The sequence below is a fragment of the Streptomyces ruber genome, from assembly GCF_014648075.1.
GTDB lineage: Bacteria > Actinomycetota > Actinomycetes > Streptomycetales > Streptomycetaceae > Streptomyces > Streptomyces ruber.
On sequence record NZ_BMQK01000012.1, the window covers coordinates 38,168 to 61,607 of the forward strand.

Here is a 23,440-nt window from a genome sequence, read left to right on the forward strand (position 1 = left end):
TCGGTGAAGGCCGCCGCTGAGGGGTCCGGTCGTCTCGATGTCGCTCCCGGTTGTCAGTGCGGGGTGGAACACTGCCCGGCATGATCGAACCGAACCCGAAAGCGGACCTTCTCCGATATCTGCAAGAAGGGCGTGATGCCCTCATATGGAAGCTCGACGGACTCTCGGAATACGACATCCGCCGCCCGCTGACTCCCACCGGCACGAACCTGCTGGGGCTGGTCAAACACGTCGCCAGCGTCGAGCTGGGGTACTTCGGCGACACGTTCGGGCGGCCGTTCTTCGGCGAGAAGCCGCCACCCTGGTGGTATACGGAGGACCCGGAGCTCAACTCGGACATGTGGGCCACGGCAGACGAGTCCCGCGAGGACATCGTCGGGCTGTACCGCCGGGCGTGGGAGCATTCCGACAGCACGATCGCGACGCTCGCGCTGGACGCGGTCGGCCATGTCCCGTGGTGGCCGGAGGAACGTCGGGAAGTGACGCTGCACCACATCCTGGTGCGCGTGATCTCCGATACTCAGCGACACGCCGGCCATGCGGACATCGTGCGAGAGCTCATCGACGGAGCCGTCGGATATTCGCAGGACAAGGACAACATGCCACCGGGTGACCAGGCATGGTGGGAGGACTACCGGAGTCGGCTGGAGCGCGTGGCGCAGGATGCCAACGGCTGATCTCGCCCGGCCGGCCGACCCCGTCGGCTCCGGGTCGGCCATGCGGCCGGATGACGGCTTGCGGGGGCCGAGTCCCGCGGCACGGCGGGGTGTCGGACAGCGGCGGCGCAGCGGGGGCCTGGTCTACGGCTGGTGAGCAGTGTGTGCGTCGGCCGATGTCGGCGCCGCGCTGGTCGCCCCGGCGATGGTCTGCGCCGGTGCCGTCACCGCCTCGGCCCTCCGTTCGTTACTCAGCCGCGCGTCCGCGAGTAGCCGTTCGGCGGCGGGATGGTGGGAGAGCTCCAGCGGTTGATCGAAGTACGCCTTGAGGTGACTCCGCCCACGCCGGGGACGGCGCGGTGCTGCTGGCCGGCCCCGACGGAAACGAGTTCCGCGTGCTCAGGTTCCCCGTCACCGCACCGACCACTCAACGCGTCCCACGAGGAGAGCCACACCCATCGGCTCCCTCGGCCGTCAACGCCCCATGCCTACGCCGCACCTGAGGATGGCTGCCGTCATGACGCCCGAGTTCGCATGACCAGCGGATCGCATCGGACACGTGATCACAGGCTCCGAGGCCGAGGAGGCGGCCGAATTCCCCCTGGGTCGGCCCTCAAGCGGGCGGTATGTTCTGTAATGCACCAAATGGAGCCCTGTGGGGTGACCTCGTGAGCGTTCGAGCGATGAAGCGATGAAGCGCAGGACACGGCTCCTTCGAAGAAGCGCACGGCAGCGCCTCGAAGGGATCGCTCGCTGCTCTCGGTCGAGCATCACGCCGGCCCTGCAAGGACACCGGCTCCCGGCACCTGGACCGCACTCCCGAGACGGAAGGGGCATGGCATGCCTGTCAGTATTCCGGTCGACGTGACCGGCTACCTGGTGCTGGCCACCGACTCCAGCCGCGGTGCCACGTTCGCGGTGAACAACAGCTGGGACTGGGCCATGCTCAGCGATCCGGGCAAGAGCAAGACGATCCAGAAGCCGAGCCCGTTGACGCTCCGCAAGAGTGGCGAGGGATACATCGTCGACTCCAGTGCGGACTGGCCCGACTATCGATGGTGGTGCGGAGGCAACAACGGCATCAAGTTCGACGTCAAGGACAAGGCCACGGTCTTCGCGGCGGAAGCGTCCGGGGACGGCTTCCTGCTCAAGGTGGGCACCAAGCCCGTCTCCGTCCGCACCTACGACGCGCCTTACCTCTACGTGTACTCCGGCTCCGGATTCGACCCCATAACCTGGAAGTTCGTCAGCAAGACGTGACCCCCCTCCCGTCAGGTGCTACTGCGCGTCGGCAGGCCGGTTCCGGCGTCGTGAGGGAACGTGACGGGGTCAGCTCGTCGCAGCCTTCTTGCCGGCGCGGATGATGCCCGTGAGGACGGGGCGCACATCGTGCAGTTCGGCGATCTGGTCGTCGATGCGCCGGCGTTCTCGGTCCAGCTCGGCGACGAGGTCCTCGCATCCGGGAGCGAGGTACTCGCCGTCGTCGATCATGCAGGGCAGCATCTCTCTTGGTACCGGCCCGACTTCGGACCTGTGTCGACGCTGCCGATCCGGCCGTGTGCCTGGTTGCCGTGGCGGGAGTCGCCCTCCTGGGGTTCGGGCCGTGCGGCGACGAGGTGCCGGTAGTGCAGAGGCAACAACACCCGGGCGTCGACGCTCCCTGCAGCGCCTGACGTATTCGCTCAGGCTCCGTAGCCGACGCCTTGGCGAACACGCCAACCGGGCGCATAATGGTCCCTACCTCGCCGAACGGCATGAAATTAAGCGAATCGGTCGATTCCACCTTAAGTCCGGATGCACGCCTCGACGGCGAGGCAGAACGATAAGAGGCGCGACCCGCTCCGTAACACGGTGCTGGTTCCACTGCTCTCAGCAGAGGTCCGGTACGGGGGATGTCACCGAAAGGAGCGATCTCATGCACGAGCCGATCCAGGAACAGGAAGCCGTTTCCCGGAAGTCAGAACTTCACCCGCCGGCACCGTCGAAGAGGTGGCACTTCGCCAACTTCGCCACGGTCAACGCGGCGCTGACGTTCGTCAACGCGTCGCCCCCGCAGGTCGCCGGCGAGATCAGCGCGACCGCACGGAACGACGGCACGGTCGGGATGTTCTACTTCCTCTGACACCACCGGCCTTCCGCTCACCACACACAGCGGGAAGCGGAAGGCCACACCGGGCGACGGACCGGACAGGTCCGTCGCCCGGTGGACGAGCGGCTCGCCTCCACCACGCCGCTCGGCCAACCCCTTGACAGCTCCGGATCTGCCCGCGGCGGCTGCTCCAGCATGGCCGGCCCACGGCAGAACACTGCACTCGCGGGCCCTCCGCTATTACGGCGTAATAGCGGAGGGCGCGCGCATGGACGTCACATGGGCCGCGATCGATCACCCCAAAGCACTCTTCTCCGTCATACCTGCTGAAATGCGACCGCCGGAACGGCACCTCTCGCGGCCGAACGCGACCATCCCGGTGTGACACGGCCTTCGGCGTCGAGATAGGCCGCGAGAGAGCCGCTCAGCCGATTTCACCTGACCCGCTGGGTGGCTTTCGGGTTGTCGGAGGCTCCGCCGTCACCGTCCCCACACTGCTGCTGCGGAGAGCCGACACTGGCAGCCGATGCCGGAAACCCTCGACCGGCTCGCGACCGTACTGCCCCACGCTGGCCGGGCAATGTCGTGAGCGTGACACCAGCGCTCCATGTCCGCCGTGTCGGCGACCATCGATGCGAGGGCGCGGCACCAGCCGGGTGCGTCGTCGGGCTCACTGCCGGCCGGCTCGCCCGCGTCCATGAGGTCCAGCAGCGCGGCCGGGACACGGGCCATCTTCTCCGCCAACAGCCGGTCGTCCCGGCGCCGGTCACCGCGCGCGGTCAGCTCCCCGAACCCGGTCAACACCGGCGCCAGTTCCTGGCCCGCCGCATACAGCGGAGGCTTCCACAGCACCAGCGAACGAAGCGGCAGTCCGGCTGCCGCGGCGCGCAGGGCGACGGTGGCGCCGTAGGACATACCGACCAGGTGTACAGGGCGGCCGATCCTGCCGATCAGCGCTCTGAGATCCTCCACCTCGTCGGTGGAGCGCTTCGCCGCCCGGCCCGGTCCGCTCGGGACGTTTCCGCGCCGGCCGGTGTCCACAGCTCGAATCGGTCGGCGAGCCGTTCGGCCACCGGCTGCCAGGAACGCAGGCCACTGCCGGACTCGCGGACCATCACCACCGGCGGCCCGGAACCCCTGTGTCGACAAGGTGGCGCGCCCCTCCCCCAGGTGCGGTCTCGCATCGCACCGCAGATGAAGGATGATGGCCCCGTGTCACTCGACCCTCTATTACGTCGTAATAGAGGATGGCCACTCGATGGCGTGCCTGGGGTCTTAACGCGGAAGTCCCCCGCCATAGTGTGGCGGAGGACTTCCCGCAACTTCCTGCGACTTCCTGCGACTTCCTGCGACTTCCTTCGGCTCCCTGCGGCGAGCTCTCAGGCGTCAGCAGCGCTGGTCGTCGCCCGCTTGTTCTGGTGTTCGTTGAGGATGAGGAGCATCTTGTCGAACTCCGTGTCGCTCATCTTCCTGATCAGGTGCATGGCCAGGAAGGCGCCGTCGTCGTAGGGAAGCTTCGACAGCGCACGTGGACCGGGCTCGCCGGAGCCCGTGTCGCTATGAGTGCGGCCGCTGGTGCGCGGTTCCGGCACAGTCTCCGTGGGTCCGGCGTGTGCCTCTTCCACTTCGGCATCAACGGGTTCAGCCGAGGCGGACGCGCTGCCGTTCTCTATTACGCCGTAATACTCGCTGTCGGCAACGTCCGCCTCTCCCCCGCGCTCCACGGGAACCCGCGGCTTCTTGCTCCTGCTCTCCTGCTTCGCCGCCTCCTTACGCGACCGGTCGGCCTTCAGACCCTCAAGGGCCGTCTGTTGCTGCTCGGCCGGCTTGTTGGCGACCGCGCGGAGCAAGTCGATCGGCTCTTGGCCGATGCGTTCCTGGAGGTCCGAGGTGAGGTTGAGCAGGGCGAGGCGCTGTGAGACCCAGCCTTGGGACTTGTGCAGGCGTTTGGCCAGCTTGGTCTGCGTGCCGTGGATGGCGAGCAGTCGCTGCAGGGCGCGGGCCTCGTCGAGCGGCTCCAGGTCCTGGCGGTGCACGTTGGCGACGAGCGCGGACTCCAGGATCGCCTCCCCGTCGGCGCCTTGGTCGTCATCGACCATGACGTTGATGTGGGGGAGTCCGGCCTCCCGTGCGGCCGCCAGGCGGCTGCTGCCGTCGACCACGACATGGGTGGTGTCGGGCTCCAGTTCCGGTTCGCGCTCGGGGTTGGCTGTGAGGTAGGCGTCACGGTTCATGACCGTGATGGCCTGCTTCTGTCCGTGCTCCTTGAGGCTCCCCGCCAGTTCGGTGAGGTCTCCCAGGCTGGTGCGGGGGTTGTCGGGGTTGAGACTGATGCGGTGCACCGGGAGCCGTGTGGGCGGGGCGACGCCCTCGGTGGGCACGCCGGTGGCGGCACCGATCGCCGCGCGTCGCGCACTGACGGGCCTCGCGGCTGCGCCGAAACGCCCGGCTCCGAGTCGGTCGGCCTTGCTCATGAGATCTCCCGCGCGAGTGCGCGCATGCTGATGGCCTGCTGTGAAGTGGGAGCGTAGGACAGAAGGGGCTGCTTCATCCGGACGGCCTCCTTCTGCTCCTTGAGGTCGCTGACGAGTCCGACGACCCGGGGATCCTTTATGTCGACCCAGCCCTGGAGGGAGGAGGTGGCGATGTAGCCGCGGCGGCCGTCGTAGAGGTTGACGACGATGCCCAGGTAGTCGAGGTCGAGAGCGAGGTCGTTGCGGAGGTCCTCGATCTGGTGGGTGAGCAGGTCGTAGGCGTCGGCGGAGCTGTCCTCGGCCTGGACGACGATGAGGGCTCCCGACTGGCCGGGCCGTTCACCGTCGCGGCGGCGGCCGTAGTAGGCGGCGGCGTCCATGCTCAGCCCCAGGCTGGGTGGGCAGTCGACGATGATGACGTCGTAGTCGCTCTCCAGGGGTGTCAGGGCGCGTTCGAGGGCGGCCTCCCGGGCCCGCACGGCGGACAGGCGCACGTCGAGCAGGAACGCGTCGTGGCAGGCGGGCAGCAGGTGCAGGCGTCCGTCGAAGGTGTCGTCGTCGACGGACACGATGAGGTCGCGCAGGTCGCCCTTGGGATCACCGGCCATGTGGTTGGTGAGGCTGTCGCCGTCCATCGGCAGGGGAGTGCCACCGAGCTGGTTGGTGAGGTGGCACTGCGGGTCGAAGTCGACGAGGAGCACACGGAGTCCGGGACCGGGCAGGCTCTCGATCTCGAGGGGGTTCTGGTCCGGTCCCTCCTCCGATGTGTGCGTGGCACTGGCGCGGAGGGCGGCGGTGAGTGCCTTGGCCACGCGCACGGGGTGCAGGGTGTTGGAGTCCTCCGCGAGGGCCTCGCCGAGGCCGGCGGTGATGGCGGTCTTGCCGACGCCGCCCTTTTGGTTGCAGACGACGATGCGACGTGTGATGGTCGGCCGCTCGATGTCCGGGGCGGGGGTGGTGTCGAGCCACAACTGGACGGACTGGGCGAGACCCTGGATGAGGGAGACGCGACGGTCCGAGGCGACGGCGCGGAAGGTCTCCCACTGGCCTTCGGGAAGGAAGGTGGCGAAGGAGTCGGCACCGGCGGTGTCGATCGGTTCGCGTGCCGAGGCCAGGTCGATCCAGGCGCTGATGCCCTGTTCGACGGCGGTTTGGATCTCGATGCCGTGCTGTGCGGCTCTGACTTTGAGGTTCTGCCGGAGCCATCCCGGCAGTTTGGAGACGACCTTCTCGCGGTCGCCGGTGGCGGCAGGTGATGTCATGGGGGACACCTTACTAACGTTCATGATCGACGGAGTCACCGACACGTTAGTTAGCCATGCAGTGCTGGTTCATCGAGGGCCGCCGTCCCCATTACGGCGTAATAGCGCGCGCCCGCGAGCTGCCCGGCAGCCAGCTATTACGCCGTAATAATCGACAGCCGCAGGAGCATCCCGGGCGTCGCCCCCAAGCGCGCCCGATTCGATGGTTCGCTGCCGGATGTGCGTGTCCCGGACACTTCGGTGGAGGACTGGCAGGCGGTGCTCGATCTGGTGCGGTCGCAGGGGTGGTCGTATGGGTACTTCGAGGACGGCGTCGCAGTCCGGCTGCCACGTGCCGCGGACCTGCCGGTCCGCAGCGAAACGCCGATGCCCTGTGTCGTCTGCTGCGGGCGATCGGGCGACGGTTGGGGAAGCCGGTACTGATGACCCCAGAGACGGATCCGCTGCACCCCGTTCTCGGCTTCGACGTCGCGGCCGGCCGAGCGGTGTTACTGGCCGAACCGGGGCTCGGACGAGGGGGACTGGTCCCCACTCGTCATAGGCGCCGTGCCGTCGCGGAGCATCGCGGAGGCAACGCCTGCTCGTCTGTGGGCGAGGCGGAGGAGAACCGGGTGTGGTGCTTGCTCCGGCCGGATCTGCTGGTCGTAGTAGGTGGGGGAGGAGGGGCAGCATTCCCCCGGATGCAGTGGTCAGCCACGGTCAACGAGGGTGCCCCCACGGTCGGGGGGGTCGGCTCCTCACCGGGTGCCGAAGCGCCAGCGCCTCGATCGTCCAGCCTCTCTCCCGAATGCCTGCCCTCTGCTCCGCTCAGGTCGAGGGCGTGGATCGTTCGGGGGACCGAGTGGGGCACCTGTAGTCCATGACCAACGATGCAAGCCGCATCCGGCTGGTGCAGACCGTGCTCGACAGCACCGACGCCCGCAGACTCGCCGGGTTCTACCGGTTACTGCTGGGGCTCGACTACGCGAAGGGGGACGAGCCGCCTCCGGCCGGTCAGCCGGACGAGCACGGCAGGGACCGGCTGGTCCTACGTCATCCCGACGGCGGACCGCAGCTTGCCTTCCAGCAGGTGGAGCGCCTGCGCGAACCGGACTGGCCCGACGGCCCGGTGCCCCAGCAGATGCGCCTCGACCTGCGCGTCGCCTCGTTGGAGGAACTGCGGAACCAGCACGAGCGCGTGCTCGCCCTCGGCGGCGATCTGCTCAGCAACCGGGACCGGCCGGACCCCGACGACGAGGAGCGCTTCCGTGTCTACCGGGACCCCGAGGGCCACCCGTTCTGCATCTTCGTCGCGGAGTGAGCGGAGCGGGACGAGTAGCCCGCGGGGGCACCGTAGATGACGGCGGGCGGCCCCTTGCGGGCGGAAGCCGACAGGCGGCCGCCGTCGAGGACTCGCCCGGCGGCGGACGGAAGTCCGTCCGGTGCCCATGTCGATGGAGCACCTGCTCGTGATCACGCCTGGCGGCCGCGAACACCGCGAGTACCTGCTGCAGTCGATCAGCCGGGACTTCCGCGCCCCCCTGGTGCCGCCCCCGCCACCGCCGTAGCCCAGCATCATGCTGCCGACACCCGCTTCAACAGTTCGAACCCAACCCGTCCGAAGGCCGTCGTCAACGGGTGCGACAGCCGGTGAAGGCCGCCGAGCGGTTCGCTCGATCCAGGTTGCTCGCTCCAGCAGATGACGCCGTCCGGCGCGCAGCACAGCTGGCAGCTTGTGCGGCAGCCGGCCGTCGGTGACGCGTTCGTCAGCGGCACCCCCTTCTTGGCCGCGTGGTCAGATCGGCAGAGTCGCCGCCAGCGGTGCACCGATCTGGATATCGAGGTAGGCCACGAGACCTCCGTCGAAAGCGTTCGAACGCGCGTCGATGATCACGACCGTTCCGGCCACGATGCCGATGAAGCTGGTACCGGTTCGTCGGGACTGTTCGATGCGCTCCGTGACGGGACGGCGGACCGCCTCGGTGAGGAAGGTAAGGCCGTGCGGGAACTCCTCACCGAGCGGGTGCTGTTGCCGCCCGGACTCGATCAGGCTGCCGATGCCGAACCGGGCCGAGACGATCTGGTCGCCACGGAGGGTGACACCGAAGTAGCCGTTCGACTGGACACGGTCGCAGCTCTGCTGGGGTGGATAGAAGCAGTCGTAACCACCGGAGCGAAGATCATCGACGGCGGAGCTCATCGAGGTCGCGTAGTGCTCGGAGCCGAACGGCCAGCGCCGTACGGAGGCGTCCCGGGCGGTGACGACCAGTCCGTTGTGCGGGTCGTACCTGTACACCGCGTACGCGTCCCGCCACCCCGTCCGGGACACACCGCCGTCGCGCCCCCACGTGTCAGTGCGGTACTCGCCATTGAAGTCATCGATCTCCTCCCGCACACGATCACCAGCACCGGGCCAGATCGCGGTCAGCGTCGAGGCCGCCGCCACGGCAACCTCCTGGTCCTCATGGTTCTCAGGGTCCACCTCGGTGGACGGAAACCATGCCCAGACAAGCCGGTCGTCGCGGTCGAGCAAGTACTGCGCCACCTGCGCATGGACCGTGTCCGCCTCGTCGCGACGAGCGATACGGCACCACAGGGCGCGGCCGTCCGCATTGGCTCGGACCTGCGCACAGAACCAACCGGCCTCCCTCAACGGTCCAGTGAGAGCCCCTGCCACGCCGTCGGTCGGAATCGGCTCGGCCTGTGAGTTCTCAGCCGCTGCACCGTGCTCGTACACGCCGGCGGGCGGAAGGGACAGCGGCTCGTCCCAGCGGGCGCAGCCGGCCATCACGAGCAAGCCGAGCAGAGCGACCTTCAACGCCGTACGAGTCGTTCGTGGGACCGGTCTGCGTCGGACCGGTCCACGTGGGACCGGTCTACGTGGGACCGGTCCACGTGGGACCGGTCCGTATCGGCGTACGGGTATGGAGAAGAGGCGGGACACGGGACTCATCGAAGCTCCTGGAACACGAGTTCGGCAACTTCGGTCGTCCGCTGCCGGGTTGCACCACTCGTCGGGACATCCGATCCGGCGCATCGCATCGTCGAACACGCTGCTCCGCCCACGTGGCCCCTGGCCGCACGTGGCGACCGCTCGTACCTCCCCCTGGAGGCATCTCCTGACGCGCTGGTCGTCGCCCTGGGCAATGCGGCTCGACCAGCCGGCAAACGCCTTCCGTACGCAATTAGTCCGCAATTCGTACGCTATAAGTGCGTCAGACGCACGGTGTCCGCGATAGGGTGCCGGTCAGGAGGTACTGCATGTCCGAGTTGTTCGATGCGGTCGACGCACTGGTCGCGTCTCGCGCTCCGTTGCCGCCGGCGCAGGAGCGCAAGCGGCTGCGCCAGGCCCACGGTCTGACCCTGGACGACGTGGCCGGCGCGCTGAGGGTGCGCCGGGCGACGGTGTCCGGCTGGGAGTCGGTCAAGAAGCCGACCGAGCCACGCGGCCCGGAACGTGAGGCCTACGCGCGGCTGCTGAACAGACTCGCGGAGCTGTACCCCACGCCTGCCGCCCCCACCGCGGTACCGGCCACACGCAACGAGCAGCCGGCCCTCGCGGAGCAGGTCCTGCCCACGGTCGTGGCCCCGGATGCCGTGGCCACGACCGCACACGTGAACTCCTCCCGAACCGCCCCAGCCGTCACCGCCACCACCCCAGCCGCGCCTGCCCCCGCCGAGCAGGCCGCACCGCGCCCGGCGCGCACAGCCAGGAGCACGGCGGCGTCACGCCGCCCGGGCGGGCGGAAGGCGGCCCCTGCCACCGCCCCGGCACGCGACACCGACCCGCGGTTCGAGAACGGTCCACTGGCGGTCGTCGACGTCGACGTCGACGGGCAGGTGCTGGCGTACTGCACCGGGGGCCTGGTCCTGGACGTGCCCGCCAAGTCCCTCCCGTCCCTGGTGGACTGGACGCTCAAGGAGGCGAGGCTCGGGCAGCCGAAGCTGTCCGGCCCGGGCAAGGACGCCGACCCGCTGCTCGTGCTCACCGAGGCCGCACTGAAGCGCTACGGCCTGCCGGTCACCCTCACCGAGGAGGAGCGGCTCGCCGGGCGGATCCCGGAGGGGCACAAGGTCGTCAGGCAACTGGCGCGCGCCGACTGGAAGCTCACCAAGCGCGGGTTCGGGCCGTGGGCGCGGATCTACCGTCCGGCGCAGGGTTCGGAGCGGGCCTGCGTCCAGCTGTGCATCCCGTCCTGGCACGCACTCGACTCCCGCCACTGGGGCCCGGCCGCTCAGCTGCCGCCGGCGGAACTCGCCCGGCTCCTGGGCGTGTACGCGTCCCGGGTGATGACGCCCCGCGGCTCCACCGCCGTCACCGGCCTGGAGCTGATGACCGCGCTGCACCCGCCGACCTACGCCGTGCGCGACGAGGCCACCGGCGCCTTCCGCAAGGCCGACGGCAAGGCCCCGGGCTCGCTGGGCGAGCACCCGGTGGACTGCGCGCCGTGCGAGGCCCCGGACGGCCACCCGCTCCTGAAGGACCTGCCACGATTCCACGTGCGCGGCCCCGCGGAGAAGCTGTTCGAGGAGGCGTACGACTGGGCGCGGCCGATGACGGACGCCGAATGCACGCTGCGGTACCTGGTCGGCATCGACGTCAACCTCGCGTTCGGCGCCGGCGCCAACGGCCTGATCGTCGGCCTCGGCGCGCCCACGCACGTCAAGAACCCGGTGTTCGACCCGAAGCTGCCCGGCTCGTGGCTGGTGGACCTCTCCCACGTCGACCTGTCGCACGTGCAGGTCGGCAGGGAACGGGTGGAGCTGGACGGCTCGCTGCTGCCCAGCCCGTTCACGCCGAAGGGCGAGCGGCCCGAGGGTCCGGCCTGGTACGCCACGCCCACCGTCGCCTACGCGGTGGAGCTCGGCTACGAGGTGCGGCCGGTCGAAGCGTGGGTCCGTCACGAGAACGGCCGCTACCTGGACGACTGGTACCAACGGCTCCGCGACGCCTACCTCGCCACGATGGCCGACCTCGGTGTGCGCGCGGACATGACGCCGACGGACTTCCTGGCCGCGATGGACGGCTACAAGGAACGCGATCCGGAGCTGGCCGTCGTCGTCTCGGCGATCAAGGCGACGGTCAAGGGCGGCCTGGGCAAGCTGCGTGAACGCCCGCGGGGCGAGGGGTGGCGGCCGGGCGAACCGTGGCGGGCCCTGTCCCGCCCGACCTGGCGGCCGGACATCCGCGCCGCGGTCATCTCCCGCACGCGCATCAACCTGCATCGCAAGATCGTCAAGCATGCGGCGTTCACCGGGCAGTATCCGATCGCGGTCCTGTCCGACTGCGTCGTGTACGCGGCCGGCGGCCCGTCGCCGCTGGACTTCCTGCCGTACCGGGACGGCAAGCCGCTGCCCGGCGGTTTCAAGCTCGGCGTCAACCCCGGCCTGGTCAAGCACGAGGGCACCCAGACCGTGCTGTGGGGCGAGGAGGTCCGCGAGCGGTTCGACGCTCCGGAGCTGAACCTCGCCCGGTACATCAAGGACGGCACCGTCACCGACGTCGACAACGGGGAGTAGACCGCGATGAGTCTGTTCGGCGACGGCCTGGACGCCGCGGTGCAGAAGGCGTTCACCCGCCCGGCGCCCAAGAGCGCGGGCGCGCAGATGCGGTACCTGGTGAGGCAGCTCAAGGGCACCCGGGCGGTCGCCCAGCTGCTGCAGATCTCCCAGCGCACCGTCGAACGGTACGTGAAGGACCAGATCAAGAAGCCCCGCCCCGAGCTCGCCGCGCGTCTGGAGCGCGAGGTGAAGCAGCGGTGGCAGCCGCAGGTGCGGGCCAGGGCCCGGCAGAAGGCGGCGACGACCGACGGCATCGTCATCGACACCCGGGCCCGGATCGGCTACACCGCACCGGTCGGCTCGACCGACGACGCCCGCATCCGGCACCTGACCGTCGCGCTGCCGCCGCATTACGCCGCCCGCCTCTTCGACGCCCGGCAAGCCGGCGCCGGTGACCAGCAGCTGCAGCAGATCGCCGCCGAAGGCCTCAAGGAGGTGTACTTCCAGGACGGCGGCCGCCGCGCGGGTTCTCTGGAGGAGGTCCGCTTCACCGACATCGAGCACGTGGACTTCGATCTCTGATCTCTGATCGCTGATCTCCGCTCCCCGTGCCTGCACCTGCACCTGCACGATGATTGCCACGATGGTCGTCGTCAGACCGTCTCGGTGGGTTTCTGCTTCGCCGCGCCGCGCCAGGAGGTGGACCGGTCCTCCCCGCGCTCCACAGGCTGTCACCGCCGGTCCGGCAGCCTCGGGGACGTCGACCGCCGTGTAGCTGTCCCGGTCGAGAACGGCCCCGCAGGCTCCACATGCCCCTACGCGGATGCGCAGGGGTTCGGGGCCGCTCTCGACGCGGTCTTCGGCCGCTTGCCCCGTCGCCTTCGGCACGGGCGGAAAATCCGCTCTCCACGCCTACGGGCCGGTACATCCTCGGCCCCGGGGGGCCTCCGGTGCACCGACGGGGCATGCGGGTGATCGGGCGGCTGCGGTGAGTTCGGGGGTGTCATGGGACAGCGTGGCTGAGACCGGCGTGGGCTGATGGAGACACACGTGACGGGTGCTTCGTCAGGTGCGGACGCGTCGTAGCTGGCTTTCGCAGGCTGAGGTCGGGGGAGTGGAGGGCGAGTTCTGTCGACCGGTGGGGGAGTGGCGCGGTCCTGAACGCTCCGCAGGGAAGAGCGCGGCCGTGCCTCGCGCGACTGCTTCCTGGGACATGGGGCGTGGGCCAGGAGCCCCCGGTCACGGCCTGTCCCACTGCTAAAGAGAGCGCGGTCGGCAGATCCGTCCTGACCTGCGTAAACACCGTTCTGCACCCAGATCCTACGATCTGGCACCCAGTTCTCAGCATCGTGCACCCGGTTCCTGTGAGCGGGGCAGGCAGTTCCTGGAGCCGTAGTGCCCATGTCCTGAGAACCGTGAGCACTGTTCCAGGAACCGACCAGATTGACGTCACGTTCATGAGCAGCCCCCTTTTCGCGCGGGGCGAGGGAGTGTGGGAGATCGATGCAGGGTGGAGCGACACGCCCTGGGAGCGGAGTACATGTACTTCACGTTCATGTACGTTAGGTTCATCTGGTCGGCCTGAGGGCCGAGGCTCGTACACGTTGAGGCAATGCCCGGCCTTGGAGGGCCTGTTGGGAGCAGTACGCAGACTGGTCGACGCCGACACAGGCGAGGCCATCCCCTATGCCCCCTACGCCTTCTCCGGCGAGCACATTCAGGTCGACAAGGCCAGAGTCGCAGCGATCACCGAGAGCAGGGACTTCACCCCGAGCCAGAAATACCTGGTGCTGTGGTGGATCGGAGTCTCTCCTCAGGGCATGGCACCCTTGAGGGCGACCGGCGCGGACATCGCCAAGAAGGTCGGGATGACCGCCGATGCCGTCGGCAAGATCAACCGCAAACTGCTCAAGCGGCGCATCCTGATCGAACGCGGACGCATCGGCAACTACAGGCTCTACCGCATCAGCCCGTACATCGCCTTTCACGGGACCGGGGTCGAACAGCGGGAAGCGATCAAGACATGCAACCCGCCGGACATCCCCGGCTTCGACAACACAACCCCTTCGCAGTGGGAGGCCCAGTGAACAACGACGACAAACGGAAGCTGCTGGACGTCCTCCACCGCACCGCCGGCATGACCGCCAACCAGCGCCTGATCATCATGCTCTACGCGATGCACCCCACCGACCGCGCCGGCGCCGTCATCGACACCGGCGCCAACCTCGCCCAGCTCGTCGGCATGTCCCCGACCGTGTTCTCCCGCACCCGGCGCCAGGTCGTGGAAGCCGGCTGGCTCGAGGAGTCCGAGCGGCTCGCTCACATCAGCTACTACCGGCTCAGCGCGAAGAGCACGGGCGAGGACGTCGTCGTCCCCCTGCGCCGCGCGACCTGAGCGACTCCGACGTGCGGACCTCATGTACGTGAGGTCAATGAGAACCGCTTCGGCGATCGCTGCTCATTGACTTCACGTACATGACAGCCCCGTGTCCCGGACGCCGGACCCCGGATCACGGACACGGTCGGGACCGACCGCCGGATGACTCCGGGCCCCTGACCGACGACAGGCCCTGACCGACGACAAGGAGCCGTGCCGTCGCTCCGACCGCACCGACAGCGGCAGCCCGGCCCTGAGCACACCGGCCGGTCCAGGGTGCCCCCGAGCTCGTCCAGGGAGCCGATGCGCAGCCCGGGGGCGCCCCGTGCCCGGAGCCCGCCTCAGCCGCATGGCCGGCCAAGCCACGTGCGGGCCACGACTGCACGACCGCATCACAGTTGTGGGGCGGAGCGTGCGGGCGCGCTGCCACGCCGGTGATTGGCTGGAACTGCATGCAACAGGCCGGCTGTTCACCTGTCTAACGGAGCGACGCGGGCGGTTTGCAGAGACTCCGTGGTGTCCCGGTGGCTCGGCAGGCGCGCTCCGTGCACGTCGTCGTCACCGAACGGGAGCCGAGCCACCATGACCCCACGCGCGACCACCTTTGCCCTGGCCGTGTCCGCTCTGCTGAGCACCTCCGTGTTGAGCACGCCCGCGAGCGCCGCCAGGTCGGAGCCCAGCCCCGCCGACGGATGGCGGCGGGTGGACAACGTCAAGTTCTCGCAGTCGTTCCCCTGGACCCCCTTTCCCGCCGACGCCGAGGAGTACCCCGTCGCACTGGACTCCTTGGCCAACCGCAAGTTCATCACCACGGAGGTGAACCGCCCCGAGCCCGGCACGGGGCTGCTGCGCGCCCGCTCGCAGACACACGCGGGCTGGGAGACGCTCGTCCTCGACTACGACAAGGCCACGCAAAGCTGGTCGCTGAGATCGGCGGCCAACGGCAAGTACGTGGCGGTCGAGAAGAACTTCACCGGCGCCTCGCAGTACGCGCTGCGGGCCCGGTCCGACGAGGTGGCCGGCTGGGAGCGCTTCCACCTGTGGGTCAACCTCTACGACCACCGCCTGGCGTTCCAGTCCCAGCTGAACGACCGCTTCGTCACCATGGAGAAGAACTACACCGGGACCTCGGAGTTCATGCTGCGGGCCCGGTCCACCGACGTGAACGGCTCGTGGGAGACGTTCAGCATCTACGACCTCCTGGACGACCAGTGAGGTCTCGCGCCGGTCGGGGAGGCACCGAGCGGTCGGTCGCTTCGGTCGCTCGGGTCGCTGCCGCGGATAGGGGGCAGCGACTGAAGAATCAGCGACTCAGCGGCCGTTCAGTCGCTGTCAGTCGCTCCTCGGTTCCCTGTTAAGGCGCAGGTCAGCGCGTTGCCACGAGCTACGCAGCGACTGAAGCGACCGAAGGGTCGGGTATATGAAGACATTCGCGTGCGCGTGTGTGCGTGATATATAGAAGCCTTCAGTCGCTTCAGTCGCTGTTTCGGTAACTGGACCAGCTCTCACCTGCTATTTCTTCCTGCCCTCCGAGGAGCGACTGAAGGAGCTCGGTCGCTGCGCCTCCGGCTACGGTCGCTGATGGCTTCCGGCTCGTCACATCCTCGGCACAGGCGCGAGGCGTAACCGCGAGTACTCCATGACCTCGCCGGTCACGTTCGCTAGTCTGTGTCAGTCGTTGAGTCGCTTCGGTCGCTGGTGAGGGGTGCAGATGCCTGCTGAGCTGCGTTTTCCTCGCAGCGACCCATGGCCGTCCACCCCGGAGTCCTCAGTCGCTGACCGGCGGTCGCTGGCCACTGCACGCTGGTGCGCGCGCCACGGATGGCCCGTACATCCCCTTGCCCCCGGTCGCAAGGTCCCGGCGGCGAACTGCGCCGCCTGCCGTTCCCGGACGCACCACGCTGCGGACTGTCCGTGCCTCCCCGCGGGACGGTGGTGCCACGGCTTCCACGCCGCGACCCTGGATCAGAGCCGCATCGAGCGATGGTGGGGTGCCCACCCGGAGTTCGGCGTCGGCATCGCCTGCGGTCCGGCCGGCCTGGTCGTCATCGACATCGACGCCCACCCTGCCCAGCCCCCCGACCGGGACCGCATCCTGCCCGGCATCCCCATCGCCGACCACATCGACCTCACCGGCCTGGCCAACGGCTTCCACACGCTCGCCGTCCTGGCCGCGCTGCGCGACCGGCCCAGCCCCGCCGACGACACCGCCACCCTGCGCGTGCGCACCCCCTCCGGCGGGCTCCACGTCTGGTACCGGGTCGCGGACTCCCGCCGCTGGCAGTGCTCGAGCGGCTCCAGCCAGGGCCGCGCCCTGGCCTGGCAGGTCGACGTCCGCGCCCACGGCGGCTACATCATCGCTCCCGGCACCACCACCCGCCACGGCACCTATACGCCCGTCGGTGACACCCGCACGCCGGCGGTGCTGCCCCTCTGGCTCGCCCAGGAACTGCAGCGCACCGGCCACCTGCCCGCGGACCACATCCCGGCCCCGCGCCCGGTCCCGCCCCGCGCCCGGCAGGCCGTCCTGGCCGCCGGCGACGGCCGCGACCGCATCCACCGCACCCTCGCCATGGTGCTGGCCCCCGTGGCCGCCTGCGGCCAGGTTCCCGAAGGCGCGGGCTTCTCCGACGCTCTCAACCGAGCCGCCTTCACCCTCGGCGGCCTCGTGGCCGCCGGACGACTGCCCTACAAGGAGGCCCAGCGGCACCTGCACGACACCGCCAGCGCGGCCCGCCCCGGCCAGGAACGCCGCATCCGGCAGATCATCCGCAGCGGCATGGCCGCCGGCCTCAAGCGTCCCCTCCACCCGGCCCAGGAGCGGCGCCCGTGACCACACACCGCAACGACACCGAGACCCTCTTCGACTTCAACCCCGAAGCCGTCGCCGCCCAGATCCGCAGCCAGGCCCCCACCGTGCCCGCACAGGCCGACGCCGCCCCCGCCAGGGACGGACACGCCACCGCCGCCGGACTGCTCCCCGACACCCTCACCGACCGCGGCAACGCCAAACTCTTCGTCAAGCTCTACGCCAACGACTACCGGCACGTCCCCGGCATCGGCTGGTACCGCTGGGACACCACGCGCTGGCAGATCGACGAGGACGACACCGTCCTCTGGGCCGCCGGAGACCTCGCCGAGAACATCGCCACCCACGACCCCCGCGGCCTGTTCACCACCAGCGCCCTGCACAAACACCGCCGCCGCGCCCTGTCCACCACCGGCATCAACGCCATGCTCACCCAGGCCAAATCAGCTCCCGGCATGGTCCTGAACGCCGCCCGCCTGGACGCCGACCCCTATGCCCTGTGCACTCCCGACGGCATCGTCGACCTGCGCACCGGCCTGGTGAGAACCCCGGACCCCGACAAGGACTTCCACTCCCGCTCCACCACCATCGGCCCCCGGCACAGGCCCACCCCGCGCTGGCAGCGATTCCTCACCGACACCTTCGGCGACGACGCCGAGGGCCACGAGATGATCGCGTACCTGCAGCTGCTGCTCGGCTACTCCGTCACCGGCGACGTCGGCGGCCAGGTCCTCCCCTTCCTGTTCGGCTCCGGCAAGAACGGCAAGTCCGTCCTGCTGGACGTGCTGATGAAGCTCCTCGGCGACTACGCCGACGCCGCCCCGCCCGGCTTCCTCATGGCCCGCCCGTACGAGGGCCACCCCACCGACCTCGCCGAACTCCACGGCCGACGTGTCATCGTCTGCTCCGAGGTCAAGCACGGCGACAAGTTCGACGAAGCCCGCGTCAAGCTCCTCACCGGCGGCGACCGCATCAAGGCCCGCCGCATGCGCCAGGACTTCTTCAGCTTCCAGCCCACCCACAAACTCTGGCTGCTCGGCAACCACCGTCCCGAGGTCGGCACCGGAGGCTTCGCCTTCTGGCGCCGTATGCGCCTGATCCCCTTCGAACGCGTCGTCCCCGACCACCGCAAGATCGACAACCTCGCCGACATCCTCGTCATCGAGGAGGGCCCCGGCATCCTGGGCTGGCTCATCGACGGCGCCCGCCGCTACCTCGCCGGCGACCGCGACCTCACCGGCCCCGAACGGGTCCGCATCGCCACCACGGCCTACGCCGAAACCGAGGACCACACCGGCCGCTTCTACGACGAACGCTGCGTCCTGGGCCCGGACCTGCGCGCCGAGCAGACCGCCCTCTACGCCGCCTACAGGACCTGGTGCCACAATGAGGGCGCCCCGGCCATGACCTCGCGCGCGTTCGCCGCCCGCACCCGCGAACTGGTCGGACTGGCCTCACCCAAGGAAATGATCCTGTCCAATCAGCGCAAGCACTACCCGGGCATCGGACTGCTCACCGACGAGGAAAGGGCCGCCGACGCATGAGCTCCCTCATCACCGAAGACGAGATCAATCACGAGACCGACCTCGTCTGGCTGGAAGACATCACCGACCTGGACTACGTCCGACAGAGCCTGGACCGCTTGCCCACCCGCAAGGGCAAACCCGCCTACCACCGTGACGGCCGCATGGTCGGCTACGCCCACCTCGGCCCCACCGCCAAGGCCTCCCGCGCCTCCGGCACCTTCCGCCGCCGCGTGTTCTGGCTGCTGCCCCACGACCGCGACAGCCAGCCCGAGGGCCTGTACGCCAGGAGCGCCCCCGCCGAGGCGATCGACCCGCGCACGCTCGCCCCGCGCGTCAAGGGCTACAAGACCGAACGCTCCGAAGGCGGCCCGCCTTCCAGCGCCATGCGAGAACTGGGCATAACGCTTCCGCTGTGACCCCCGGCGGCTGTCGCGGGCCCGCGAGCGCGCGGACCGGTACCGGCGAAGCCCGAGGCACCGGCAGCGGCGTAGCGCGTGCTCCGCAGATGCTGTGCCGCTGCCTAGGACAGGGGCCGGTCAGGTGTGCCGGGGCGCCGCGGACATCCGGGGCCGGTCTCCCGAGTTGCGGTGGGGTCGTCTCGGGCCGTCACGTCCGGCGGCCGCCACGGCGGTGTCCTGCGGAGTGAGTCGGGCGCGCGCTGCCCCCTACCCCCGTGGGGGCAGTGCGCGCCCGGGTCTGTGGCTGTCTCACGCGGTCAGGGCGGGTGCCTCCGGCGCGGTGGGCAGCAGGGACGCGAGGAGCTTCGCGACGTGGACGAGCGTGCGTTCCGACAGGTACGGACCGATGATCTGGACGGACAGCGGCAGCCCGTCCGCGGTGGCGCCCGCGGGCACGACGATGGAGGGCAGCCCGGCCGGGACGGCGAGATTGAGCCAGCTCGTCTGGTCGAAGAAGCTGCGCTTCTCCCCGTCGACGGTGATGTGCCGCTGCGGAAGGGCGACGGAGGTCTGGTCGGGGACGGCCGCGGTGGGCGTGGCCGGGGTGATCAGGATGTCGTGGGTGGTGAAGTAGTCGGCCCAGGCGGCGCGGAGCTTCTGCCGGTCCTCGTCGGCGCGCGCCCAGTTCCGGTGCCGCATGGTGCGGGACTTCAGGTACAGGGCGGAGGGGTCGTCGTCGGCGAGGGCGTCGGCCGCCGCCACCTCGCCGGCGAACGCGTCGTCGGCGGCGCTCGCCGAGCTCGTGGCGTACATCAGGCGCAGCAGCAGATCGTTGCTCGCGGCGAAGTCGACGGGCCGGGCGGAGTCGTCGATGCTCGCGCCGGCGTTGCGGACGGCGGCGGCGACCCGGCCCATGAGGGTGCGCATGTCGCCGTCGACTCGGCAGAAGTCGTCGTCGGCCCACAGACCCACGCGGTACTGGCCGAGCCGGTGCCTGGCCGGCTCGGGGAGACGGATGCTCCAGGCCGGGGCGTCGGCCGGGCTCGGTGCGGCGATGACGTCCAGGAGCAGGCCGAGGTCGGCGGGCGTACGCGCGATCGGGCCGAGGGTGAGCATGTCCGAGCTGGTGAGCCAGCCCGGCGGGCGGGGGATGTGGCCGCGGGTGGGGACGACGGGGGAGGCACCGCGGGAGGTGCGCAGGGCGTAGACGCCGCAGTACGCGGCCGGGAGGCGCAGTGATCCGGCGAGGTCGGAGCCGACCTCGAGGGAGGTGAGGCCGGTGGCGACGGCCGCGGCCGGGCCGCCGGAGGAGCCGCCGGCGGTGCGCTCGGCGTCGAAGGGGTTGTTCGTCTTCCCGAAGATGGGGTTGCTGGTCTGGATGTCCTGGCACATCGTCGGCACGTTCGTCTTGCCGACGATGACGGCGCCCGCTGCACGGAGCAGGGCGACGACGTCGGCGTCGGTGTCGGGGACGTGGTCGGCGAGGTCGGTGGAGCCGCAGGTGGTGCGCATGCCCGCGGTTTCCAGGGCGTCCTTCACCGTCATGGGCAGACCGTGCAGGGGGCCGAGGGTCCGGCCGGTCCGGGCGAGGTACCGGTCCGCCTCGTCGGCGGCGGCGCGTGCGGCATCGGTGTCCAGGGTGACGACGGCGTTCAGCGCGGGGTTGATCCGGTCGTGGTGTTCCAGGAGCTGGTCGAGCAGGGCGCGGCTGGATGTGCGGCCGTTGTGGAGGGCCGCGGCCTGCTTGTGCGCGGGAGCGAGGTGCAGCGCACGGGTGCCGCTCGTGGTGGTCCTGCCGTCGGCGGCGGCTGTCGGGCGGGGCAGTCCGAGAGATCCGGCAACGGCCGCGGACGCGGCGAGAAGGGGGCGACGGGACATCACGTACGAACTCCGTGTGTAGGGCTGGAGGTGGAGGACCGAGGAGGGATCTCCAGCCGCGGCGGTGAGAAATAGCGGGCGACACGCAGGAGATGCTGTTGCTCGGCCTGCGGGGTGTCGAGGAGGAGGGCGGTGTCGGCGTACTCGACGGGCTCGGCGACGGGCTGGTCCCGGTGGTGCAGGACGATCGCGTGCCGCAACTGGTCGGCGGTCACCGCGGCGGCCAGCCTGTCGCCCTTCAGTCCCTCCCGGGTGCGGCGCGTTTCGGCTTCGGCGCGTGCGGCGGGGGAGAGGTAGGGCCGCAGCGCGACCAAGCCGTCGCGGATCTCCATACGGCGGCGGATCAGCGGGTAGTGGATGCTCTCACGCTTGCGGAGGTAGTCGCGCTGGGGAGCGAAGTCGGTGAGGACGACGCTGGGGTCCGCGTGCACGACGGCGGTCCACAGTCTGCCGAGCCGGGCGTAGACGTAGTGCTCGTAGGACGCGGCGTACAGGGTCCCGGCACGGGCGGCGATGACGGGCAGGAAGTATCCGATCTGCGTGAGGGTGGCGCCGATGTCGCCGCAGGCCCACGCGAGTTCGTTGAGGTGGCCGACGCCGAACCCGGCCTCGGCGCCGATGGCGGCCGCCAGGCGCTGCCCGCTGTAGAGGAGGGTGATGACGGCGCCGACGGTGACCAGGCGCAGCCCGATCGCGATGGACCGGGTGGCCGCGGCCCGGGCGTACTTCCAGCACGACCGGGCGAGGTAGATCTCCGCCAGGGAGTACGTGCCGAAGTAGAGCAGTACGTACGCCTGGTAGTAGGGGTCGTGCGCGTAGTACATCGCGAAATCGACGGGCCGCTGGGTGGCCGGTGTCAGCAGCGTGAAGAGCACGCCCATGCCGGTGATGACCCCGATGCCCGCGATCAGGAGCAGCCGCGCGCGGCGACGGGCCCCGTCCGGCGGTTTCGACCAGTACGCCAGGACGGTGCTCTGGAGCGTCAGGACCAGGATCACGAAGCCCTGGGCGATGGGCACGACGATGTTGGGCACGCCGAAGAACGCATCGACGTGCACCCACACCCACGTGATGGACACGGCGTAGCTGAGGGCCGAGGCCAGGAACGACATCGCGAGGGCGACCAGGGCCCGGTCCCGGCGGTCGCGGGCGACGTCGCGGAGCATGACGAGGAACCCGGTACCGGCGATGAGCAGACATAAGGGGTGGAGGAGGTCTTTCAACGGTGCCTTCGCAGGAGGGTTCGGGATATCGGATCGTCTCGGTCCGGAACGGCCGTACGGCTGGAGTGGACGTGTTCCAGGAGGAGGGAGCCGAACGTCTCCGCGTCGGCCTCGTCGGGTTCGGCGTAGCGGGTACGGCCGAGGAGCATGCGGATCAGGCCCGGGGTCATGTCCGGCAGCAGTCCGCCGAGGGTGCCGACGCCGGCGAGCAGGTCGTCGTCCACGGTGTGGTGGCGCAGCAGGATGTGGCCCAGCTCGTGGGCGATGATGCCGTCTGCGTGCGCCTGGCTGGTGGTCCCGTCGTAGAAGATGAAGTCCGAGGTGTCCGTGGCGAGCCAGAGCCCGCACGGAGTGGCCGCGTCGAGCGATGCGGGCAGCGACTCCGCGTCGGTGACCGGCATGAGCTGGATACGGCGGCCCGTGTGCCTCTCGGTGAACGGCAGCAGGTCCCGGACGCTGTCGGCCGGCGGGAGCCGGAGTTCGTCGATGAAGCCGCGGACGCGCTGGTGGTTCCGCGTCTGGGTGTGTCGGAGGGCGTCGGGGTCGTCCGCTGTCACGGGCATGTCGGCCTTGGCCGCCGTCCGCTTGCCGCGAAGCTGCTTCCACATGACGGCTCCTTCCGCAGCCGGTGGGGGGAAAGCGGGTGCATCGGTGTTACGGGGTTTCGTCGGGGTCGTCGGTGGCGGGGGGCAGGCCTTCGGCGGCCCGGACCGCGTCGACCATCTTGAGCAGGGCGTCCTTGCTGGCGGGGGACAGTCCGGCGGCGCGCATGGCGATCTGCTTCACGCCTTGGTCGCGCAGCTGCTGCACGAGCTGGAACTGGCCCACGATCGACTGGGTGACCTCGTCCTCGACGAAGTAGCCGGCCGGGACCTCGAAGAAGCGGGCCAGGAGGCGGACGATACGGATCGTGGGGTTCTCACCTGCCGGACTGCGCAGCTTCCCGATGTACGCCGCGGTGATCGTGCCGTCGCCCCACCCGGAGATGGTGTCGGCCACGTACGCGTTGGAGAACTCCCCGGTACGGGTGTTGATCTTGCTGCGGTCACCGTCGCGTGGCCGCAGTGCGTCGAACAGGTAGTTGAGTCTCTGGTCGAAGCCGGCGCCGGGACCGGGGGCGGGCACCGGCGGCCGGTGCTCGGCGTCCTGCGGTTGACGGTTGGGCATGGATGGGCTGCTCTCGTTTCGTCGGAGTACCTAAATTATAGTTGACTCTGTAACCGGAAGTCCCCTACGTTCTCTTGCGCGACGGGAATTATTGTTTATG

The 23,440-nt window shown here is 69.6% G+C and carries 22 protein-coding genes and 1 pseudogene; 14 read left to right on the plus strand and 9 right to left on the minus strand.

The window, feature by feature from the left end; all coding sequences use genetic code 11:
* The first annotated feature begins 80 nt into the window (after positions 1-80).
* Positions 81-677 (plus strand): DinB family protein, encoded by a 597-nt coding sequence (locus IEZ04_RS23160; protein ID WP_189218881.1) that lies wholly within the window; start codon positions 81-83, stop codon positions 675-677.
* An 819-nt stretch (positions 678-1,496) separates the two neighbouring features.
* The gene (locus tag IEZ04_RS23165) at positions 1,497-1,916 is read left to right on the plus strand and encodes a hypothetical protein (protein ID WP_189218882.1); all 420 of its coding nucleotides are present in this window, start codon (positions 1,497-1,499) and stop codon (positions 1,914-1,916) included.
* 69 nt (positions 1,917-1,985) lie between these two features.
* Here IEZ04_RS23165 and IEZ04_RS23170 read toward each other — a convergent pair whose 3' ends face one another.
* The gene (locus IEZ04_RS23170) at positions 1,986-2,147 is read right to left on the minus strand and encodes a MerR family transcriptional regulator (RefSeq protein ID WP_189218883.1); all 162 of its coding nucleotides are present in this window, start codon (positions 2,145-2,147) and stop codon (positions 1,986-1,988) included.
* A gap of 424 nt (positions 2,148-2,571) precedes the next feature.
* Between IEZ04_RS23170 and IEZ04_RS23175 the strand changes: the two genes are divergently transcribed.
* Positions 2,572-2,778, plus strand: a complete 207-nt coding sequence (locus IEZ04_RS23175) for a hypothetical protein (RefSeq protein WP_189218884.1) — start codon at positions 2,572-2,574, stop codon at positions 2,776-2,778.
* Between the two features lie 447 nt (positions 2,779-3,225).
* Here the strand turns inward: IEZ04_RS23175 and IEZ04_RS23180 are convergent, their stop codons facing one another.
* From IEZ04_RS23180 to IEZ04_RS23190, 3 genes are all read right to left on the minus strand, one after another.
* A complete protein-coding gene (locus IEZ04_RS23180) occupies positions 3,226-3,894 on the minus strand; it encodes an alpha/beta fold hydrolase (protein WP_268245685.1) in 669 nt (222 codons plus the stop codon).
* Positions 3,895-4,124: 230 nt separating this feature from the next.
* Entirely contained in the window at positions 4,125-5,219 is a 1,095-nt protein-coding gene (locus IEZ04_RS23185) for a ParB/RepB/Spo0J family partition protein (protein WP_189218886.1), read from the minus strand.
* Positions 5,216-6,481, minus strand: a complete 1,266-nt coding sequence (locus IEZ04_RS23190) for a ParA family protein (RefSeq protein ID WP_189218887.1) — start codon at positions 6,479-6,481, stop codon at positions 5,216-5,218. Before IEZ04_RS23190 ends, IEZ04_RS23185 begins: the two co-directional genes overlap by 4 nt.
* Positions 6,482-6,631: 150 nt before the next feature.
* On the opposite strand from IEZ04_RS23190, the pseudogene IEZ04_RS35035 reads away from it, so the two are divergent.
* From IEZ04_RS35035 to IEZ04_RS35640, 3 genes and pseudogenes are all read left to right on the plus strand, one after another.
* Positions 6,632-6,984: pseudogene (locus IEZ04_RS35035) on the plus strand (hypothetical protein); the annotation flags it as partial.
* A gap of 356 nt (positions 6,985-7,340) precedes the next feature.
* The gene (locus IEZ04_RS23195; RefSeq protein WP_189218888.1) at positions 7,341-7,781 is read left to right on the plus strand and encodes a VOC family protein; all 441 of its coding nucleotides are present in this window, start codon (positions 7,341-7,343) and stop codon (positions 7,779-7,781) included.
* Positions 7,782-7,902: 121 nt separating this feature from the next.
* Positions 7,903-8,028, plus strand: coding sequence for a hypothetical protein (locus tag IEZ04_RS35640; protein WP_268245686.1), 126 nt, complete (start codon positions 7,903-7,905; stop codon positions 8,026-8,028).
* Positions 8,029-8,255: 227 nt separating this feature from the next.
* Here IEZ04_RS35640 and IEZ04_RS23200 read toward each other — a convergent pair whose 3' ends face one another.
* Positions 8,256-9,278, minus strand: a complete 1,023-nt coding sequence (locus IEZ04_RS23200; protein ID WP_189218889.1) for a hypothetical protein — start codon at positions 9,276-9,278, stop codon at positions 8,256-8,258.
* A gap of 443 nt (positions 9,279-9,721) precedes the next feature.
* On the opposite strand from IEZ04_RS23200, the gene tap reads away from it, so the two are divergent.
* The 8 genes from tap (at position 9,722) to IEZ04_RS23240 (ending at position 19,090) form a co-directional block, all read left to right on the plus strand.
* Positions 9,722-11,980 carry a telomere-associated protein Tap gene (gene tap, locus IEZ04_RS23205; protein WP_189218890.1) on the plus strand — a complete coding sequence of 753 codons (2,259 nt, stop codon included), beginning with the start codon at positions 9,722-9,724 and terminating at the stop codon, positions 11,978-11,980.
* Between the two features lie 6 nt (positions 11,981-11,986).
* Positions 11,987-12,544 (plus strand): telomere-protecting terminal protein Tpg, encoded by a 558-nt coding sequence (tpg, locus tag IEZ04_RS23210; RefSeq protein ID WP_189218891.1) that lies wholly within the window; start codon positions 11,987-11,989, stop codon positions 12,542-12,544.
* A 1,052-nt stretch (positions 12,545-13,596) separates the two neighbouring features.
* Entirely contained in the window at positions 13,597-14,049 is a 453-nt protein-coding gene (locus IEZ04_RS23215; RefSeq protein WP_189218892.1) for a MarR family transcriptional regulator, read from the plus strand.
* A complete protein-coding gene (locus tag IEZ04_RS23220; protein ID WP_189218893.1) occupies positions 14,046-14,357 on the plus strand; it encodes a cyclic nucleotide-binding domain-containing protein in 312 nt (103 codons plus the stop codon). The genes IEZ04_RS23215 and IEZ04_RS23220 overlap by 4 nt, the downstream gene beginning before the upstream one ends.
* 564 nt (positions 14,358-14,921) lie before the next feature.
* Positions 14,922-15,554 (plus strand): fascin domain-containing protein, encoded by a 633-nt coding sequence (locus IEZ04_RS23225; RefSeq protein WP_189218894.1) that lies wholly within the window; start codon positions 14,922-14,924, stop codon positions 15,552-15,554.
* A 496-nt stretch (positions 15,555-16,050) separates the two neighbouring features.
* Positions 16,051-17,172, plus strand: coding sequence for a bifunctional DNA primase/polymerase (locus tag IEZ04_RS23230; protein ID WP_189218895.1), 1,122 nt, complete (start codon positions 16,051-16,053; stop codon positions 17,170-17,172).
* Entirely contained in the window at positions 17,169-18,692 is a 1,524-nt protein-coding gene (locus tag IEZ04_RS23235; RefSeq protein ID WP_189218896.1) for a DNA primase family protein, read from the plus strand. The genes IEZ04_RS23230 and IEZ04_RS23235 overlap by 4 nt, the downstream gene beginning before the upstream one ends.
* Positions 18,689-19,090 (plus strand): DUF6009 family protein, encoded by a 402-nt coding sequence (locus IEZ04_RS23240; RefSeq protein ID WP_189218897.1) that lies wholly within the window; start codon positions 18,689-18,691, stop codon positions 19,088-19,090. Before IEZ04_RS23235 ends, IEZ04_RS23240 begins: the two co-directional genes overlap by 4 nt.
* A gap of 291 nt (positions 19,091-19,381) precedes the next feature.
* On the opposite strand, the gene IEZ04_RS23245 is transcribed toward IEZ04_RS23240, so the two are convergent.
* The 4 genes from IEZ04_RS23245 to IEZ04_RS23260 are packed head-to-tail and all read right to left on the minus strand — an operon-like array spanning position 19,382 to position 23,340.
* Complete coding sequence (locus IEZ04_RS23245) at positions 19,382-20,950, minus strand: amidase family protein (RefSeq protein ID WP_189218898.1); 1,569 nt, start codon at positions 20,948-20,950, stop codon at positions 19,382-19,384.
* Positions 20,950-22,173, minus strand: coding sequence for an MAB_1171c family putative transporter (locus IEZ04_RS23250; RefSeq protein WP_189218899.1), 1,224 nt, complete (start codon positions 22,171-22,173; stop codon positions 20,950-20,952). The genes IEZ04_RS23245 and IEZ04_RS23250 overlap by 1 nt, the downstream gene beginning before the upstream one ends.
* On the minus strand, positions 22,170-22,781 hold the full coding sequence (locus tag IEZ04_RS23255) for a hypothetical protein (protein WP_229821204.1): 612 nt from the start codon (positions 22,779-22,781) through the stop codon (positions 22,170-22,172). Before IEZ04_RS23255 ends, IEZ04_RS23250 begins: the two co-directional genes overlap by 4 nt.
* A 46-nt stretch (positions 22,782-22,827) precedes the next feature.
* On the minus strand, positions 22,828-23,340 hold the full coding sequence (locus IEZ04_RS23260) for a hypothetical protein (RefSeq protein ID WP_189218900.1): 513 nt from the start codon (positions 23,338-23,340) through the stop codon (positions 22,828-22,830).
* Between the last annotated feature and the right edge of the window lie 100 nt (positions 23,341-23,440).